Source organism: Gilvimarinus sp. F26214L (assembly GCF_054401055.1).
This window is the reverse complement of sequence record NZ_JBTIYG010000013.1, coordinates 85061-104189: the sequence shown is the minus strand read 5'-3', so window position 1 is coordinate 104189 and position 19129 is coordinate 85061. Positions and strand designations below refer to the sequence as shown.

Below are 19129 nucleotides of genomic sequence, written 5' to 3'. Positions count from 1 at the left end.
CTGTGATGTGACTGCCCGACACTGCAAACCCTCCGTTTTGCGGGTGTCGAACCCTATCAGATCAACCGGCCAAGATAATTGTCGCTGGACCGGTCAAGTTAATTGTCGCTCTATACCCGTTAAGCGCCGAACTGCCAAGCTGCGCCGCGAGCGCAAAACCTATCTCCAAATCAGTCAGCTACTGGATATTGGTCGCTCCACCACTGCTCGTCTGTTACAGCGACTGGGTCTGAATCGACTTGCCTTGCTGGAACCTGCCAAACCGGTGATACGTTACGAGTATAGTGAGCCCGGTGGACTGCTCCATCTCGACGTCAAAAAGCTCGGTCCTTTCCGAAAGCCTACGGAGGATCGACGCCTGGGCCGCAACTCATGCTGGCTGGGAATACGTTCATGTTGCTATCAATGATAATTCCGCGTGGCCTTCTCCTCGATCTACCCTGACGAAACCGCCAAGAGCGCTTGTGCATGCCTAATCGCAGCATTGCTTACGCCACTCTCGGCATCCGCATCCAGCGGCTGATGACCGATAATGGCTCCTGCTACAGGTCTGCGGGCTTCAAGCGTCTGTGTCGCCGATTGGGGCTCAAGCACCTGCGCACCAAGCCGTACACCCCTCGCACTAACGGGAAAGCAGGGCGGTTCATTCAGACGGCTTTTGCGAGAGTGGCCTTATGGTCGGACCTATGACAACTCTGATCAACGAGCCGAGCATCTGCCGCATTGAAAGATGGAGCTACTTTTCTCCGCGCCGACTTGTATAAGATGCATTCGTACAGAGATGCCATTCATCCCGTACAGGCGGCGTTCGTGGTTTACCCCGGCACGGAATTCGTGTTCTACGATATTTGCGGAAACATGCGCCGTACTCCGGAAGCGATAGCAAGCATTGAGGGCGTGGGTGCCATACCTGCACGCCCGGATAATGGAGAAGGTACCCGCGTCGTCGAGCAAATCTTGGGCAAAATCTTAGGCTGTGATCTCAGCGTCGCTCCCAATTTCCTGCCAAATCTTCCGCACATCGGAATAATCAAAGAAAACTCGTTCACCGCGCGAGATCAGTCTACGGACCACTTCCGCGTGGATTGCCTGCAGGCCACGACTACTAACTGATACGTCCTCTGCAGCTGCTAGCACTAGCTTTCGCAAATCACGTTTGGTGATTCCTGCCGGAGTTTTCGCAGTCGCTTTGACTCGCAAAGGTTTCCGAAGATTCATGACCACGTCAAAGTGCGCCACGTCTTCTTGTCCGCTACGACCTTTATATCCCTTATGGCTCTGTTGCTTCCGGTCAAGCGACGCCGCCTCATGAAATTCGAATCCCGCTCCGTCTGCGGCTTTGTGTAGTGCGTCCCAGACTTGGCCGTCGGAGTTATGGAAAACCACGGTTGCCCATCCACCAGGTTTCAGCACGCGGATCATCTCTTTCATGGATTGGGTCATTAGGGCTTCATACACGTCAAGCGTCTTGCCTCCATTCGCCATATCTAATGATCGATTCACCACAACTTCCTTCGACGGATTAGTGATCCGACCTAGCCACGACTCCCAGATAAGGTTGCAATCTGCGTAAAATAGGTTAGAGCCGAAGGGGGGATCCGTGAATATATAATCGATCGTGTTATCTTTTACCTGCTTCAGAGATGTCGCGCTACCATTGATTACGCTTGGGGGAGCAACCGATTTCGGTCGAAACACGCTGTAGTATCGCTTCAGTTGTGCGATTTTGTTTCGGAGGACATCGAGTACATTTACTTCCGATGAAAGCTGCGGTATGTAGAGTGTTCCCGTGAGGGGGCGTTGCCCCCCACGAGCGTTGAAGCGCCTCATCCTGGTACCATGCCAAGCAGTATTGGTGAAAGCGAATGCTAGAGCCAACCGGAGACGTCTATCACTAACTTCGCATATCGCCTCCCAGATCAGTGACAATGCATGAAGATTCCGGGGCGTATAAAAGTCGGCCACCTCATGAACGTCCTTCAACTGTAAGGCACAACGGATATACATCTCCCGGTCCGGGCCAATAGGAACCGACGGATACCACGACGAGATATCTTCTCTTTTGAAGGATCGAGCTCGTCTTACGTCTTTCGGTTCCGCTGCTCTCTCGCTCCGTTTTCCGCTCTGAGTGGTATAGGAGATCCACGCTGGAACAGAATCTATTGCTTTAAGATCTCGCCGGACGATCGATGTGCCGCATTCGGGGCAGTCAATACTGGAGCCCATGCGACCGTCTGTCCGATCAATCGCATCCCATAGCAAAAACTTTTTGCGGCACGCAGGGCACTGATGACGTGTACTCCACATCGTCCAGTTGATAGTTGCCTTTTCTCCATCTATGTGCGCAGTTCGATATATACGATCAATATCAGCTTGCACCTTAGTTTCAACCTGGCTAAACGCGTCTTGCAGTTCAGCAGGACTACATTCATGTGTATGGTTCCAGGCAAGATGAATAGCGGCTGGAGACAGGTCGTTCAATATAGCTCGACGGCCGGATAGCGCTGCCGCTACGCCGGTCATTCCCGAGCCGCAGAATAGGTCTAGAACGACATCACCGGGCTTCGTGAAGTGCTCTATGAACGGCGTAATAGCTTCGGGAGGAACCTTGGTGTGATAACTGTGGGCAGTATAAAACGCGCTATTGCGCCCTCCTGGAACCAGAGGACGATTCGGTGGTTTGGTTGGTGCGGATTTCCTGGAAGATACGGGCAACGAAGATGGGTCCGAAAGATAGTCCGCCACCGTGTCACTTCCGAGATTACCGCCTATTTCCTTTTCTAACGTCCATTTTCCCTCTATCAATTGCGCACCCAAAAGCTTAATCCTCTCTTCGATTAAAGGCATTGTAACCCCTGAAAGGCTTTTTCTTTTGGACAGCATCGACTGGATCACTTGTGAATAGATGTCGTCAGTCCTGGCACTGCCTATCCGAAGGGCAGATAGAGTTTCTTCATCAACTAGCGAAATGGGGGCTTGTAGCGTTGGGGCCTTTTTTGCCGTGGTTTTTTTGCTGTGTCTCATGGTGATTAGAAGGTCGTACCTGGTCACCTTCTCTTTGCCTGCAACTCCTTTAACGCCTTTGATGGACGGTTGTCCCTTGTCGAGGATGTGAACCGTCTCTGTCTGCATCCCAGAAGCCTGGATTGCGTTTTGTATTTCCAGCCATACTTTGTCATCAGAATTTGAGAAGGCCAAAACAGCATATCCGTCGGGACGTAGCGTGCGAGCGACTTCCGAGAGAGCTTTTGTCATTAGCTTCCCGTAGTCCTCGAGAGTTTTTCCCCCTCCGATTCTACCCCGACTTTTGTTCACCACGATTTCTTCGCCCGTGTCGGTCAACGATCCCATCCAAGCTTCCCACAACAACGAACTGTCGGCGTAAAAGATGTTAGACCCGAAGGGTGGGTCCAGAAATACCATCGATACGGAGCCGTCTGGAATACATGACAAGTCGGTTGCTGATCGGTTTATAACTTGAACCGTGGATGACTTTTTCGGATATTTTTCGTAATACCGTCTCACGTCAGCTGCTTTTCGTCTAAACAAACTCCAGACGTTCCATTCGTATCTCAGCGAGGAAATGTAAAGTGTTCCGGTCATCACATTAGTCGGACGCTTTGCATTCCACTGATATCGGCGAGATGCACGGTTGACGCATGCAGTGAAAGCAAACATCAGCGCTTCCCGCGTCCTACCTTCGGCAGTCGTTACGATTGCATGGCGCAGCGCCGCTAAAGCGTGCAAGTTCCGGCGTGTAAAGAAATCTTTGACACCCGCTATTCCCATTGCGCGATGTGAAGCCCTCCACATTTCCCGCTCAGGTCCAAATGGGACCTCAGGCACCCAGTAGGGAATCGGCGTTGTGTTTGCGGCTTCAATTAGCATCAACTCGCCCGGAGTCGGGTGATGCGACTTGATTCTCGAACCACCCGAGGAAACGTGTGTCTGGACTGGCCTTTCCGACAACCATTCCAACTCGCCCTTTCTAACCTCGGACTGGCAATGAGGGCAGGAAACTATCTGACCTCCGGAAAGACCCGCAGCTGATTGCACTACGTCCCAATACGCGAAAGCTTCGCTACATTCAGGACATCGAAACACATCGCTCCAGGTGGTGTATTCGACTGTCTCGGTTTTCTGTTCAACTGGACAGTACAACCAACGCATAGTTGGCTCTACTGTATCTGCAACTTTTCGCATCGCTGCCGTGAATTCGCTTGGATCACAAAAGCTTGTGTAATTCCGAGCAATGTGGACGGCGGCCGGCGACAAATCCGCGAGTATGGCATGCCTCCCTTCATTGAGAGCAGCGACTCCAGTCATTCCCGATCCGCAAAAGAGATCTAAAACCACATCGCCTGGCTCGCTTAAAGCCCTTATGAAGGGCGTGATCGCTTCAGGCGGGACTTTCGTGTGGTAGCTATGAGCACGATAGGAAGAACTGGCCTTGGATACTGATATTCTCTCTGGGATTCCCGCGGGAGAATAGGTCCGCGTCCTTTTCGCAGGATCTGGGATGGCGGTTTGCAACTCCGAAGGATACTGCACTGCATGTTGTTCTGACCGCTGTCGCACTGCAGCCGTGATCGAAGCAGCATCACTCGAAATCGCACGGTGAACGTCACCGGGCAGCTTTCCTGAACTAAGTAGTAAGAGATCTAAGGGAATCCCTATCGCCTCAGAGATTACGGCAGCTTGTTCTTCAGCAAGAATGCGCTCGTCGGATTCGACGTAACTCAAGTAGGCTTTAGAGACACCCAAAGTTGAAGCGAGGTCTTCCAAGGACAATCCAAGCGCTTTCCGCCTTGCTTTTATAGCTTGGCCGGCAGTCCATTTACTGATCTTGTTCATTATTTAATCCGGTTCCCCGTAACTGTAGCAACGCAGCTGACAATGTTAACAATATTGGTTAACAAGCGCCATCGCTCGGGAAACTCAATTGCCGAAGAGACTATGCCAAGATGTAAACGAGTGGCTGATCGTTTTTCGCACTTCGCAACGAGTAAAGTTCAACCGAGTTTCGGTACGAGCGATTGATGGGCTGCAGAAGTGCTGCCACAGCAGGCAATGCCCTTCCACCGCTGGAGTGACAGCAATCCAGCTTGCGCAAAATTTGAGCACCTCAATGGAGAAAGGCCTTTTCGTCTGCCCGCTGGGAGGACCGGAGAGTAAGCTCTCTTGGCGCTCCAGCCGCCTTATCCCTATACTTACCGCTTCATGAACAAAGTCTTCGGTCGTCCGGCAGCACGCAGGCGGCGATCTGGAGTAGGCTGGCCGCGTATGCGGCTCTGGGGCAAAGGGTATCCTTGGCGGAGAGATGATGAGGGACAGACACGTCTTACAATCCGAGAATCTGCAGAGAATATTGCAAAGGGCTCTTCCGAATATGGTGGCTGTTGAGTCCGAGAATGCACCGAAACCTGCGATATTCGAATCCGACCAGCTCGGCAGAATAGCAATCTACCTCTGGACGACAACTCCAGACAGATCTGCACAGGGAAGGCCAGCGGGCGAATACAAGAGCCAGATCATTTTACCTGGAACACCAAAGGGAAGCCCCCAACATTTTGAGATCAATGGACACGACGGGTGTTTTTTATTGGGCTATAGCCCACTGCATGGACTCTTCGTGTCCTGGCAGGTTGAGGGGCATCAAGACGCCGGATACTCAAAAAACATACAGATAACGGAAGATCTTCTTGAAGAAGCGAGTGAAACTGGATGGGCCGTAGCGCCACCGCGACGCAACAACAGAATCGGTTCGGAGGTCCGATGTGCGGTACGCCCTCTATATCTCGAAAGATTACTGGAAGCTTACCAGCATGCTCAACGCGAGGGTCTGCGTGGGGAAGAACTCCAGACCTACCTAGAAGCTCAAGCGCCCGATCTCGACCGGAACGCAGATCCACTAGATGCAACCGACATCGCCGAGATAAAAAACCAACGAAGATTAATTGAGCAACGCCGCTGGGAAAGATGCCGGAGGTTTGCGCAGGATGTGCTTCCGCTGTATGACAATGCCTGCGCAGCATGCGGGGTACAGCTTAGGGTTGTTGAGGCCGCGCATTTGGTTCCCGTGTATGACGAGCGCTCTCAAGACGAGGCATGGAATGGAATTGCTTTGTGCCGCAACCACCATAAGCTGTTTGATAGCAAGGTCTGGTATGTCGATCGCGATCTGACATTCAGGGTAGATGACGCGGCCCTTCGGGTGCTCACGGAACATTCACTGGACAGAGGCATCGATCAATACCTATTACCCTACCGAGACAAAATCTTGAAAAACGTGCCCTCCGAATGGGGCAGCGATGACAACTTTCGAGCACGCATGAGAGAATCTATCGAGATTGCCAACCAAATGTAGGCTTCGATGTGAGGGCCGGAAAAAGAACTCGGTACGAACGTGGAGAGCATCCGCCAGCTTTATCAGCACGGGCGACGACGGCATGCTCTGGTCGTGTTCGTACTTTTTGACCATGTTGGGGCTGACCCCAACTGCTTCGCCGAGCTTCGCCATGGACAGATCGGCAGCAGCGCGGGGGTTCCCGAAAGGGATGTACCTGCTCGTACAGAAGAACGATGAAGTAAGATTGGCCAGCAATTCGGGGCCAACTCAAAAAAACTAAAAGCTCGCCCTGGCAGAATGCCATGCCGTATCACAGCTGGAGGTTGTCGCATGTTTATTGGGGGGTCCAGCTATCGGCCCGGATTCGTGGCCGCGTTTTCACTGGAACGTTTTTCCAACTCGGCGGCGAGGGCGCCGGATTCGGTGATCCATTTTTCGGCGGGATACCTCGGATACTTGGAGGCGTAGCCGTTGGGCAGATCCAACCCGATTCGGGTTGCCACTTCCATTAGTCGGGATTTAGCGTACCCTCTCCGCTCAGAGCTCCAAAATTGAAGTAGAGATCCCCATTCGTGGTGATGGTAATCAGAGATGGGCGGGCAACCGCGGTTATTTTCACATTGAACGATCCTGTTATCGCGCCGGTACCCCAGCTTACTTCGCACCCGATACGCAGACACCGGTCAAAGAACTGTTGAATAGCTGCGACCTCTGACGCCGTTAGAGCCTCAGCAGCGCTTGCGAAGAACCTTTCCCTGTCCCATTTACGGCGAGCACTTTCCGTTCTGACCATCACCCGCCGCTTGGCCTGCCGCGCGGCTTCCGTGTAGCCAAAAAGCGTGGGCACAACTATTTTCAAACTGTCTTTGCTGTACTGTTTCGCCTCTACAAGGAGTACTTCCGATCTTTCCATTTGTCGGTTGAGAAAGTCCACGACGCTTTTCAGTTCTGCAGGTGCTTTCTCGAGAAAAAATACCAGCCGAATTTGAGCTTCTCGCAAATTCTGCTGAATGACCTCGAAATAGCCGTCCGGAGTGTCCGCACAGGTTGGACCCAACTCGGACATCATCGCGTCCAGGGAGCTACCCCTCGCTTGTGCTGACTGTTCAGCATAAGTTCGCAAGTCCTCTTTCGCCCAGTAATAGTGCCCATTGGCCGCGTATTCAATCATCTGCCCCACGACTTCGCGTCGAGCACGTGAATCCTGGTAGCGCTTGCACTCAATAAAAGTAGGTACTCCATCCTGATCGGCAAAAAGAAAGTCGACGCTCCACCTAGTGGCACCCGTAGCCGGATCCGGGACCGGCATTTCCCGCTTGATCAGAAGCCAGCGGCGAGGCTCTTCGGGATTAATTTGGTCGCCCGGCAATAATTCGGGGTTTCCTTGGAGAAGCGTCTGTAACTCTTGATCTTCGTTAGTACATTCGACTCTCTCCATGGGTGAGGTCTCGCCGGAAGCTCCAACTATGTAAACCCGGTTCACACTTTTCTCCTTGATCTAACTTTCTCTATGCGAATGGGTGTAAGCGGCGACCACTAGATTCGCGGTGGTGTAGAGGCCCGACACAAAAGCCGTTCTAACCCCGACGTTGGCCTCTCATCTGACCTGCGGACTCATGGACCTGAGGCTGCAAGCCATGCTGGAGCGCCTTCAAATCACCCACGAATGATGTCGCCATGGAGCAACGATCTCTTTTTGCTCGTTGTGCAGGACCCCTCGGTTGCCGAGCCAACTTCCGCAAGCGCGGCTCCGTCTGAGGTTTCCCCATGGATCTACGCGGTTCTGCAGGCCCATACGGCTGCCTCTCCCAGATACCCCTGGCAGTTGTCGCTGCAGTGAATGCCCTCGACGGTTCTGAAAGCCGCCCACACAGAAGGTTGGGTTTCTCGCCGGAAAGAAATGTTCCAGGTCTGGCAATTCTTTTCCTGACCCGCAGGGGCGCTGGCATCTAACTGCGCTCACCGGCACCACCAACTGGCTGGCATATTGCTTTCCTGTGCAGGGGCACAAACCGAGAAACTTGTGGGCTCCCTCGGTGCTGCACCGGGCAGCGTCCGCGCGAGCGCGGGGACGGCCCTTTTACCGCCAGCACGACCACTTCCTGTGAGCAACATGACAGAACCAACCAACACTGATAGCGGAGCTCTGCGCCACCGGGCGGGGGCTTTTGTAGAGCAAAATCTCGAGACGATTTTCCAGCGCTGGGAGGATCAGGTGCGGCGATCCGTGCCTGCGGCGCGGGAGCAGGACAGTTTGCTGCTTCGCAATCACCTGTTGCCCTACATGGCGGTCATGATGGAGATGCTTGACTGCGCGGATGTGGCGTCCGTGCGCAAGGAGTTGGCCGGCAATCCTGAAATGGTCGCGAGCGCAAACGAAACCCATGGGCGGCTGCGAGCCACTTTGCCCGGCTATTCGATTGACCAGCTGATCGAGGAGTACATCTGCCTGCGTCAAGTGCTCAGTGACGTCCTGGAACAGGAGGCGTTGCTGGACCGGCATGTGCTGGAGGTGGTTACCGCCGCGAATGAGCGCGCCATCGAGCTGGCGGCGTCCCAGTTTACCCAGTCGCTGCAAAGTTTGCGTCAGAAGGCGATTTCCATGCTGATGCACGACATTCGCAACCCGCTGAATGTGGTGACCCTTGGCGCCGCGGCGGCCGGTAAGCAGGTGGCCGACCCCACAGTGCAGGATCAATTGACGAAGGTTGTTCAAAACGCTCGGCGCATCGACAAGATGGTTAGCGAGTTTCTGGATGCCGTTCGCCTGGAGGCAGGGGAGGGCCTGGAGCTCGAGTTTGCTCAGGAGGATCTGCGGACGATCCTGAAGGAGGTTACGGAAGGGGCGATTCTGGCTTATCCCAACCGGGTAGAGGTAGCGATGCCGGAGCATCCGGTGGAGGGTCACTTTGATCGGGCAGGCCTCGCACGGGCGGTTGAGAACCTCGTCTCCAATGCGATTAATCATGGAGCCCCGGAAAGACCCGTTCGGGTTGAGCTGAGCACCCAGGGGCAGGAGAACATTATCTCGGTTCACAACTGGGGCCCTCCCATTGATGACAACGAGCGGGAAATGCTTTTCGTCACCTTTGCCCGGGGCTCGGGCGCCAAATCTCGCGAGGAACGCGGCTGGGGTTTGGGGCTGACCTATGTGAAGGCTGTGGCCGAAGGACACGGCGGCCAAGTGAGGGTGGATAGTTCCGAAGAGACCGGCACGACGTTCAGCATGGTGCTACCGGCCGGTTGAGGGGACCCACGACGTTCGCCGCCGGTAGTGGCCTCTGTGCCAGCCCTCCCGACACCGGGATTTGTTAAGCTTGGGCCCGTCTTACAAAAGTTCTGGGGGAGAGTGCATGACCAAGTTATCGGTATTGGATCTGGTTCGCGTTCGCGAGGGCTTTGATGCGCGCAACGCGCTCGACAGCGCGCGCGAGGTGGCCCGGAACCTGGAGCGTTGGGGCTATGAGCGGATCTGGGTTGCGGAGCACCACAACATGCCGGGTATTGCCAGCGCGGCAACGTCCCTGGTGATTCAGCACATCGCTGCAGGCACTGAGCAGATCCGGGTGGGGGCGGGCGGCATTATGCTGCCGAATCATTCCCCACTGGTGATTGCGGAGCAGTTCGGGACTCTCGCCCACCTCTTTCCCGGCCGTATCGATTTGGGGCTCGGCCGTGCGCCGGGAACGGATCAGATGACCCTGCGTGCACTGCGTCGCTCCCCCGCCGCCGCGGAACACTTCCCGCAGGATGTGCTGGAGCTTCAGGCGTACCTCGAACCGGAAGCGGCCAGCCAGCGCATTCAGGCCGTACCCGCCGCTGGCACTCAGGTACCGCTGTGGATTCTCGGCTCCAGCACCTTTGGCGCGGCCATGGCGGCGCAGTTCGGGCTGCCCTACTCCTTTGCCTCGCACTTCGCGCCCCAGCAGCTGATGGCAGCGTTGGAGATCTACCGCCGCAACTTCCAGCCCTCCGCGCAACTGTCTCGCCCCTACGCCATGGTGGGAGTCAACATCGTCGCCGCGGATACGGACGAAGAAGCCCGGCGCCTGTGGACGACCCAGCAGATGTCGTTCGTCAATATTTTCCGCGGGGCGCGCGGTCTGAGTCAGCCGCCCATCGAGGACATCGAAAGCTACTGGTCGGCGGCGGAAAAACTGCAGGTGAAGGAAATGCTGTCACGCTCCATCGTCGGCTCACCGGAAACGGTGCGCAAGGGGATTGACGCCCTGGTGAGTGAAACGGGGGCCGATGAGTTGATTATTGTTTCGGATGTTTACGATACGGATATGCGGCTGCGGTCCTTCGAGTTGATTGCAGAGACTCAGCGAGGTTTTTAGGGAACATAAGCGCCCGGCTGCCGGCCTATACCTTCGAGAAGCACCAACTCATCCATAAACAAGAACCATAATCAAGAAGAAATGACTATGAAAAAACTGGCACTGATACCCGCCATGGCGACAGCATTCATCCTGCCCGCCTGCCTGGCGGAGAACGGCTACCGGGTGGAAACGGTGGTGGAGGGCATCGCTGTCCCCTGGGGCATGGTATGGCTGCCCGATGGCGACATGCTCGTGTCCGATCGCGGCGGCCAGCTACACCGGGTGCGGGACGGCAAGGTCACCGGGTCCATTGGGGACGTTCCCGAGGTTCACGCCAACGGCCAGGGTGGGCTGCTGGATCTGGAACTGCACCCGGAATATGAGGACAACGGCTGGCTCTATATCAGCTATTCCAGCCCGGACGGTGAGGGTAGCGGCAGCAATACGGCCTTGATGCGCGCGAAACTTGAGGGGGACACGCTGGTGGAGCAACAGGTGCTCTACAAAGCCACCCCCAATACCCGCCGCGGCCAGCACTACGGCAGCCGAATCGAATTCGACGACCAGGGTTTTGTGTACTTCTCCGTCGGTGACCGCGGAGCGCGCAGCGAGAACCCCCAGGACCTGAGCCGGGATGGCGGCAAAGTCTATCGATTGCATGATGACGGCCGGGTGCCCGAGGACAATCCCTTCGTGGACCGGGAAGGAGCGCTCCCGGCCATCTTCTCCTGGGGCCATCGAAACCCCCAGGGGATGGCCTGGAATGGCCAGACCGGGCAGCTTTGGGTGCACGAGCACGGCCCCCGCGGCGGCGACGAGGTGAATGTAATCAAGGCGGGCGCCAACTACGGCTGGCCGATCCTCAGTTACGGCATCAATTACAACGGGACGGAATTTGCCGAAGGAACGGAGCGCGAGGGCTTTGAATCGCCCGCCTGGTATTGGGACCCTTCCATCGCGCCGTCCGGGATGACCTTCATCACCAGCGACAAGTACCCCGACTGGCAGGGGGACCTGCTGGTGGGCTCTCTCAAGTTCCGCTATCTGGTGCTCGCCAACGTGGAGGGCAGCAGCGTGCAGGACGCCACGGTGATGTTCGAGGACATCGGCCGGGTCCGCAACGTGCGCCAGGGGCCGGACGGGTACATCTATGTGGCGACCGAGGGCGGCGGGATCAAGCGCATTATCCCCGAAAGCTGAGCTGGCGGTCGGAGTCTGATACAGATCAATTATTGTTCGTTCCTGCCTCACATTGCGGAGCGCTTCGGGTACAATTGCGCGCGTTTTTGCTCTGACCTGAATTGTCGGAGGGGCTTCCAGCCCGCAATGTGAGGTCTACAAGATATGTCTGCTCCCCAGGATGCACCCATCGTGGTGTGCGCCCTATACAAGTTCGTGGCGCTTCCCGACTACTCCGATTTCCGTCAGCCCCTTCTGAACATCATGCAGCAGCAAAAGGTGCGTGGCACCTTGCTGCTGGCTAAAGAGGGGATTAACGGCACCATCGCCGGCAGCCGCAAAGGCATCGACTTTGTGCTGGGCTGGCTCCGCCGCGAGCCCCGCTTCGCCGAGCTGGATTTCAAGGAGTCCTTCACTGATACGCAGCCGTTCAAACGCAGCAAGGTGAAGCTGAAGAAGGAAATCGTCACCATGGGCGTTGAGGGGGTGGACCCGCGCCGGGTTGTGGGTACCTATGTGGACCCCACCGAGTGGAATGCGCTGATCAGTGATCCGGAGGTGGTGCTGATCGACACCCGAAACGATTACGAGTATCAAGTGGGTACTTTCGAGAACGCGGTCAACCCGAAGACCACGACCTTTCGGGAGTTCCCGGAGTACGTGAAGGAGAACCTGGACCCGGCCCGGCACAAGAAGGTTGCCATGTTCTGCACGGGCGGCATTCGCTGCGAGAAATCAACGGCGTATCTCAAGGAGCAGGGTTTCGAACAGGTGTTTCATCTGAAGGGCGGCATTCTCAAGTATCTGGAAGAAGTGCCCGAAGAACACTCCCGCTGGAAGGGGGAGTGTTTCGTTTTTGATGACCGGGTGACCGTCAACCACCGCCTGGAGAAGGGCGACTATGACCAGTGTTTCGCCTGCCGCCTGCCCATTACGGAAGAAGACAAGGCGAGCGAAAAGTATCAGGCAGGCATCAGCTGCCCCCACTGCTACGACACCCTGACCCCGGAACAGAAAGCCAAGTTCGCCGAGCGGGAGAAGCAACTCCGTCTTGCCCGCGAACGGGGCGAAGCGCACCTGGGCGCGGATGCGGCCATGACGCTGGCCGAGCGGCGCCGGGCCAAGGAAGAGCGCCGCAAACGTGACCGGGAATTGGCGGCAGCTGCGCAGAGCTAGCTCTGTCTTACCGTAGGTTGGGGTTAGCGCAGCGTAACCCAACATTGTCGGGTCGGGCTGTGAGCCTGCAGAAGGCTCGGGGTGTTGGGTTACGGCCTTCGGCCTAACCCAACCTACGGGTGCGGTCGGCCACCGTGGTTTGTAGGTTGGGTTAGCGTAGCGTAACCCAACATTGTCGGGTCGGGCTGTGAGCCTGCAGAAGGTTCGGGGTGTTGGGTTACGGCCTTCGGCCTAACCCAACCTACGGGTGCGGTCGGCCATCGTGGTTTGCAGGTTGGGTTAGCGTAGCGTAACCCAACACAGGGCGTACCCCGTGATCCACAACTGCGTTATTTGCCCCGGGCTTTCTTGATGGTGTCATAGGCCTTCTGGATTTCCTGGGAGCGCTCAGTCGCAGCTTGCACCATGTCATCAGGCACACCCTGGCCCATCAGCTTGTCCGGGTGGTATTCGCTCATAAGCTTGCGGTAGGCGCGTTTGACCTGGGCGTCGCTGGCATTTTCGTCGATTCCCAGCGCCTCGTAGGCCAGCTTGAGACTGTCGGCAGGCGCCGCCTGCCCCTCGCCGAAGGCGTTTTGCGCCCGGATCATGCGCAGCAACTGCTCGAAGGCGAGCCGGGAAATTCCCAGCGCTTCTGCAACCTGCCGCAGTACCCGCTCTTCGTTGTCATCCACGCGCCCGTCGGCCAGGGCGACATTCACCAGGTAAACCAGGAGCAGTTGCACAAGATTGTGGTGGCGCCCGCAGACCTGGCGAAACTCCAGCATTTGCGCCTGGGCGTCAAAGCCCGGCTCTGCCCCCTCCTTGAACAGGCGGATCGCCTCGCGTCGGTGCTCCGCCGTGAGGCCCATCTGCGCCATGAAATGCTCGGTCTGCTTTACCTCCGCCTCGGAGATGCGGCCGTCCGCTTTTGCAAGATGCCCCAGCAGAGTGAACACGGAGCGAAAAAACACCTGCTGAATATGATGGAGTTGTTCCGGGCCGACACCGCGCCGGGCCATTGCATAACCCCGGTCGAAGATGTGCCCGACAATCAGTCCAACAATGGCCAGCCACCACCCGCCGATTTGATAGCCCAACAGGGCCCCGACCACTTTGCCAATGATCACGATTCACCTACTGTCCGATAAAGAGGCGAGGGACGTTAACGCAAAGAGCAGATAAAAAACAGAGCGGGAACGCATCGGGATTCGCAGGTCCAGCCGGCCCGCGGCCACATTCCCGAAGCGGCTACCGTGGCAGGCGCCGCAGCATCTCCCGGCGGGCGTGGATCATCTCCCGGCAGCTGATGACCCGGGACATTTCGGCCGGATCATCCCGCAAGTGCAGTTCCAGCAATTGGCGTTCGAGCTTGGTTATCTCTTCTTGTAATTGAACTTTCATGCGCGCGGTTTCGCTCGAGTTTCCGCTGCGCCGACCTCTGGATCGTCTCATCAGACCGGTCAACCTTTTCCTGGCTAGCCGGCAAACTGTGACCGGCCAAATAAGTGGGGTATCTAAATCAGCCTAGGAAGAAAATGTAGGGTGCGCCAGCAGTTAACCTTTTTTCACACTTGCGCCGGTCTTGATTGAGCGAACATTGATCAACTTAGCAGTCGACGCCAATCGTAACTCTGATCACCAATGACGTAGAAGTGCGGGTTTAGGATGTCTTCCTTGGTGTTGTAACGCAGCACCTCGAAATTCGGGTCAACCACCACGCCACCAGCGGCTTCCACCACCGCCTGAGCTGCCGCCGTATCCCACTCGGACGTGGGCGCCAGCCGGGGGTAGAGGTCGGCCTCCCCTTCCGCCACCAGGCAAAGTTTCAGCGAGCTGCCCATGTTCTTGGTCTCCACGGGGCCCAGCGCCTCGCTAACCCTGCCGAGGAGTTCATCCACCGCTTCGGCGCCGTGGCGCCGGCTCGCCACCAGCTCGATGGGCTGTCGGGCGGTCTGGCGGGCGGCGATGCTGCGTACGTGGATGGCGTGGGCGAGGCCTTTTTCATGCTTGACTGCGCCCATTCCCCGGGTGCCGGTATAGGTTGTCTGGAGAACCGGCACATGAACCACTCCCAGAACCGGAACGCCTTGCTCTATCAGAGCCACATTCACGGTGAACTCGCCGTTGCCACTCACAAACTCCTTGGTGCCATCAAGAGGGTCCACCAGCCAGTAGCGATGCCATTTGCGGCGCTCTTCATAGCGGGGCAGGGCCGACTCCTCCGACAGGACCGGGGTGTCCGCCAGAAGCTCCGGCAGCCCCTGAGCCAGAATGGCGTGACCCGCCAGGTCTGCTTCAGTAACCGGCGAATCATCCGCTTTGGTGTCCACGTCAAAGCCCTGACTGCGGTTGTATACCTCCAGAATGGCCTCACCCGCTTCCGTGCAGAGCTGGACCACGTGGTAGGTCAGGGTTTCCAGAATGTCGGCGGGCAGTGGTGCAGGGCTCATACAGGACTCCGGGTGGTTCGATTGCAGGGGAAGGTCGGATGGGGCCGACCGGGGTCGAAGAGATGCCGAAAGCCCTTGATGGCTTTGATCTTCACAGGGGAAGGGGCATACTGACGCGTCCGCGCCGCAAGCAAGTATACAGTAGACTGACGCCCATGATTCCCTGGCACGACATCGACACCGTTCTCCTGGATATGGACGGAACGCTCCTCGACCTCCATTTTGACAACTATTTCTGGCTCACCCACCTGCCGGCTCGCTACGCGCAAGCCCACGGTGTGGCCCTGGAAGAGGCCAGAGGCAAGCTTGCCGCGCATATCAAGGCCCACGAGGGCACGCTGAAGTGGTACTGCCTCACTCACTGGTCCGAGTCGCTCAATATGGACATCCGGGCGCTCAAGGAGGAGGTTAAGGACAAAATCGGAATCCGCCCCTTTGTGGGCGAATTTCTGCAGCGGCTGCAGCGGCTCAACAAAAAGCTTGTCCTCATCACTAATGCACACCCGCAAAGCCTGGACCTCAAACTGGAGATAACCCGCATCGACCGCTGGCTCGACATGGTGATCTCCTCCCATCAGTTTCAGTATCCCAAGGAAGAGCAGGAATTTTGGCCTCGATTACAAGTCTATGAACACTTCGACCCGGAGCGCACGCTGTTTATTGACGACACTACGCGCATCCTCCGCTCGGCTCAGACCTTCGGCATTCGGCACCTGCTGTGTGTAAACCAGCCGGACAGTCAAACCGTGCGGGAGGCGGTTACGGAGTTTCCCGCGATCAATCACTTCGACGAGATCTTCCCGCCCGTTGACGACGGATCTGACCTCAACCTGAACCGGAATGGATAAAGTACGTATCGACAAATGGCTGTGGGCGGCGCGATTTTTCAAGACGCGCAGCCTGGCCAAGCAGGCGATTGAAAGCGGGCACGTTAAAAGCCAGGGCCAGCGGCTCAAGGCCAGCCGTGAGATCACGCCGGGTACGATGCTGACCGTCCGTTGCGGGTGGGACGACCGGGAAGTGGAAGTCCTCGACCTGTCCGATCAGCGCCGCGGGGCGCCGCAAGCTCAGCTTTTGTATCGCGAAACCGACGAGAGTATTGCCCGGCGGGAAACCCGTGCGGCGGAGCGCTCAATCCTCAGCAAAATAGAAAGTTTGCCGCCAAAACGCCCCACAAAAAAACAACGGCGCCAGATTCATCGCTTTCGCCAGCAAGATCTGGATTGAAGTCTAAACTCCAGAGAAGCCCTCAATAACACCAACCGCGGGCGCGAGGCAGGAGGCTTCACAGCGGTGCCTGACGGGCTCCGGCATCAGCACCGCACGTCATACCGGATATTGAGAACCCCCTGGGCAGATTGCCGAATCACGGTCACGCCAAATGAGCGCGGCCGAGGCTCATGCTCAGCAGAAAAAAGAGACTCAGATTTATGAGATATCGTTTCGCCAGCTTCGTTGTTTTTGCCGTCATGGTGGTCAGTGCGCCATTCGCCTCCGCCAAGCCGGAAGAAATACAACGTCTGCAAAACGCAGTAGTGAAGATTCATACAACCGCTGCCGCGCCGGATTACTTCACACCGTGGCGCTTGCTGAATGCCAAGCAGAGCAGCGGCTCCGGTGCAGTCATTGCGAACAACCGCATTCTCACCAACGCTCACGTAGTGGCAGACGCCCGCTACATCCAGGCCCAGAAGCACGGGGACCCGCGCAAATATCTGGCCCGCGTTATCTTTGTCTCTCATGAAGCGGATCTGGCCATTCTGGAAGTGGACTCCCCTGAGTTTTTCGACGACCTGGAGCCCCTGGCGGTGGGAGATCTGCCGGAGCCCATGCAGGAAGTGTCCGTCTACGGTTTTCCCGGTGGTGGTAACTCCCTGAGCATCACCAAGGGCATCCTGTCCCGCGCGGAGCACCAGTTCTATGCTCATAGTGGCAGCTTCCTACTGGCCGGTCAGATCGACGCAGCCATCAATCCCGGCAACAGCGGCGGGCCGGTGATCGTGAACCGCAAGATCGTTGGCGTCGTCATGCAAGCCAATCTCAATGGCCGTGCAGAGAACCAGGGCTACTTTGTACCCCCGAGTGTGATCAAGCACGTATTGAAGGATGCGGAAGACGGCGTTCACCACGGCATTCCGGACCTTGGCTTCCGTGCTCAGAAACTGGAAAGCCCGGCCATGAAAAAAGCCTTCAACGTGGAACCGGCCGAGGGCGGTGTATTGATCACAAAGATCTTCAAGGGCACGGCAGCCGACGGTGTACTGCGCGAGAACGACGTGCTCCTGAAGCTTGACGGTTTCCCTGTGGCGGCGGACGGCTCCATTGAAGTGCGCCGTGACATGCGCACCGACTACAAGTATGCGATCGACCAGCACCATGTGGGCGATACCATGGAGTTGCTGATCTCACGCGATGGTGAGAAGCAGGCCTTGCAGCTGACCGCCGCCGAGCGCTTCGACAATTACAGCCTCGTGCGCCGGGAGCAGTTCGACCAGCTGCCCGAGTACTATATTTACGGCGGTGTGGTTTTTGTGCCCCTGAACATGAACCTGATCAAGCGCTGGGGCGGCGATTGGCGTTCACGTGCCCCCACCGAATTCCTGCACGCCCGCAACCGGTGGGCCTCCCAGGACAAGAAGGAAATCGTAGTGGCTTTGAAGGTGTTGGCGGCCGACGTGAACCTCGGTTACCATGACTGGAAGAACTGGATGGTGCATTCCGTCAACGGCATCGCCGTGCGCGACTTCGACCACTTCACTCAGCTGGTCCACAACGCGAACGGGACTCATGTAATCCTGCGCGATGAAGACGGCTACCAGATGGTGATCGACAACGCCGCCGCCCGGGCCTCGGAAGAGCAGATCATGGCCATGTACCAGATCCCGCGGCCCTACTCAGTGGCCCTGTTCGACGAGGAACCCACGGACCTACCACCCAGTGAAGTGGAACCCAAGGTTCAGCCGGTGAAGCACACGCCGAAGACCACCGAGCCGGTGGAAGCGGCGGAGCAAACTGAGCCCAACAAGAACAACGAAGGATTGACCGTCAGCAAGCGATGAAAAAACCTGCCGTTCTCGTCACCTGCGTAACTCTCGTCATGGCGTCGCTCAGCGGCGCTGCCGAGGTTTACCGCTGGACCGACGAGAACGGCAGAGTTCACTTCAGCGACAAACCGCCCCGGGACCGCCAGGCGGAAAACATCACGGAGCGGAGCAAGCCCACCAATATCGATGAGAGTGGAGCCGAGCGGGAGAAGTTGAAGGCCCTTTTCGCCCCGGAGACACCTGAGGAAAAACAGTTCCGTGAGCAACGGGAGGCCGAGCGCCTCGCCGCGCGGGCGGAGCAGCGGCGCCGTTGCGATGAAGCGCGCAGGGAACTGCACATTCTCGAGAATGAACGGTTTTATTGGGTGGACGAGGATGGCAACGGCCATAACGCCTCCAAAAGCGAACGGCAGCAAGCCGTTGAACAGCTGACAGCCGCTATTGAGCGGCACTGTCAGTAACGCCCCGCTGGTTTGGCCCTCGCACTTCCGATTTCCGCTTGCCCTTTCTGACCCGCCGGACCCGGCACAGCGACATTTTCTACGCGCGTACTGTCTGCGCTGTTGCGGTCACGCAATCGGTCGCCTCCCCAGTTTATTTTTGCCATAATGGCCGCCACTTTTTTCA

The 19129-nt window shown here is 57.0% G+C and carries 15 protein-coding genes and 2 pseudogenes; 11 read left to right on the top strand and 6 right to left on the bottom strand.

Annotation, left to right across the window (positions count from 1 at the left end):
- Positions 1–121: 121 nt before the first annotated feature.
- Positions 122–718 (top strand): annotated as a pseudogene (locus ACURWW_RS14115) (DDE-type integrase/transposase/recombinase); the annotation flags it as partial.
- Positions 719–723: 5 nt separating this feature from the next.
- Positions 724–819: pseudogene (locus ACURWW_RS14110) on the top strand (hypothetical protein); the annotation flags it as partial.
- 150 nt (positions 820–969) lie between these two features.
- On the opposite strand, the gene ACURWW_RS14105 reads toward ACURWW_RS14110, so the two are convergent.
- Positions 970–4854 (bottom strand): DNA methyltransferase, encoded by a 3885-nt coding sequence (locus ACURWW_RS14105; RefSeq protein ID WP_445617642.1) that lies wholly within the window; start codon positions 4852–4854, stop codon positions 970–972.
- Positions 4855–5323: 469 nt separating this feature from the next.
- Between ACURWW_RS14105 and ACURWW_RS14100 the strand changes: the two genes are divergently transcribed.
- Positions 5324–6367: an HNH endonuclease gene (locus tag ACURWW_RS14100; RefSeq protein ID WP_458618503.1), complete on the top strand. Its 1044-nt coding sequence runs from the start codon at positions 5324–5326 to the stop codon at positions 6365–6367.
- Here ACURWW_RS14100 and ACURWW_RS14095 read toward each other — a convergent pair.
- Both ACURWW_RS14095 and ACURWW_RS14090 read right to left on the bottom strand, forming a co-directional pair.
- Complete coding sequence (locus tag ACURWW_RS14095) at positions 6260–6604, bottom strand: helix-turn-helix domain-containing protein (RefSeq protein ID WP_445617640.1); 345 nt, start codon at positions 6602–6604, stop codon at positions 6260–6262. The genes ACURWW_RS14100 and ACURWW_RS14095 overlap by 108 nt on opposite strands.
- Before the next feature lie 253 nt (positions 6605–6857).
- Complete coding sequence (locus ACURWW_RS14090; protein WP_458618502.1) at positions 6858–7787, bottom strand: hypothetical protein; 930 nt, start codon at positions 7785–7787, stop codon at positions 6858–6860.
- 675 nt (positions 7788–8462) lie between these two features.
- Here ACURWW_RS14090 and ACURWW_RS14085 point away from each other — a divergent pair.
- The 4 genes from ACURWW_RS14085 (at position 8463) to trhO (ending at position 13026) form a co-directional block, all read left to right on the top strand.
- Entirely contained in the window at positions 8463–9596 is a 1134-nt protein-coding gene (locus ACURWW_RS14085) for a sensor histidine kinase (RefSeq protein ID WP_445617638.1), read from the top strand.
- 106 nt (positions 9597–9702) lie between these two features.
- The gene (locus tag ACURWW_RS14080; protein ID WP_445617637.1) at positions 9703–10689 is read left to right on the top strand and encodes an LLM class flavin-dependent oxidoreductase; all 987 of its coding nucleotides are present in this window, start codon (positions 9703–9705) and stop codon (positions 10687–10689) included.
- Positions 10690–10776: 87 nt separating this feature from the next.
- Entirely contained in the window at positions 10777–11871 is a 1095-nt protein-coding gene (locus ACURWW_RS14075) for a PQQ-dependent sugar dehydrogenase (RefSeq protein WP_445617636.1), read from the top strand.
- A gap of 144 nt (positions 11872–12015) precedes the next feature.
- Positions 12016–13026, top strand: coding sequence for an oxygen-dependent tRNA uridine(34) hydroxylase TrhO (gene trhO / locus ACURWW_RS14070; RefSeq protein WP_445617635.1), 1011 nt, complete (start codon positions 12016–12018; stop codon positions 13024–13026).
- Between the two features lie 329 nt (positions 13027–13355).
- Here trhO and djlA read toward each other — a convergent pair whose 3' ends face one another.
- The 3 genes from djlA to cysQ all read right to left on the bottom strand — a co-directional run bounded on the left by djlA (position 13356) and on the right by cysQ (position 15458).
- Complete coding sequence (gene djlA / locus ACURWW_RS14065) at positions 13356–14135, bottom strand: co-chaperone DjlA (protein ID WP_445617634.1); 780 nt, start codon at positions 14133–14135, stop codon at positions 13356–13358.
- A 121-nt stretch (positions 14136–14256) separates the two neighbouring features.
- Complete coding sequence (locus ACURWW_RS14060; protein ID WP_445617633.1) at positions 14257–14409, bottom strand: hypothetical protein; 153 nt, start codon at positions 14407–14409, stop codon at positions 14257–14259.
- A gap of 200 nt (positions 14410–14609) precedes the next feature.
- Positions 14610–15458: a 3'(2'),5'-bisphosphate nucleotidase CysQ gene (gene cysQ, locus ACURWW_RS14055; protein ID WP_445617632.1), complete on the bottom strand. Its 849-nt coding sequence runs from the start codon at positions 15456–15458 to the stop codon at positions 14610–14612.
- Between the two features lie 155 nt (positions 15459–15613).
- Between cysQ and yrfG the strand changes: the two genes are divergently transcribed.
- The 4 genes from yrfG to ACURWW_RS14035 all read left to right on the top strand — a co-directional run bounded on the left by yrfG (position 15614) and on the right by ACURWW_RS14035 (position 18963).
- Positions 15614–16306, top strand: coding sequence for a GMP/IMP nucleotidase (yrfG, locus tag ACURWW_RS14050; protein ID WP_445617645.1), 693 nt, complete (start codon positions 15614–15616; stop codon positions 16304–16306).
- Positions 16299–16685, top strand: a complete 387-nt coding sequence (locus ACURWW_RS14045; protein ID WP_445617631.1) for an RNA-binding S4 domain-containing protein — start codon at positions 16299–16301, stop codon at positions 16683–16685. Before yrfG ends, ACURWW_RS14045 begins: the two co-directional genes overlap by 8 nt.
- Positions 16686–16888: 203 nt before the next feature.
- Entirely contained in the window at positions 16889–18517 is a 1629-nt protein-coding gene (locus tag ACURWW_RS14040) for a S1C family serine protease (RefSeq protein WP_445617630.1), read from the top strand.
- Entirely contained in the window at positions 18514–18963 is a 450-nt protein-coding gene (locus tag ACURWW_RS14035; protein ID WP_445617629.1) for a DUF4124 domain-containing protein, read from the top strand. The genes ACURWW_RS14040 and ACURWW_RS14035 overlap by 4 nt, the downstream gene beginning before the upstream one ends.
- The last annotated feature ends 166 nt before the right edge of the window (positions 18964–19129 follow it).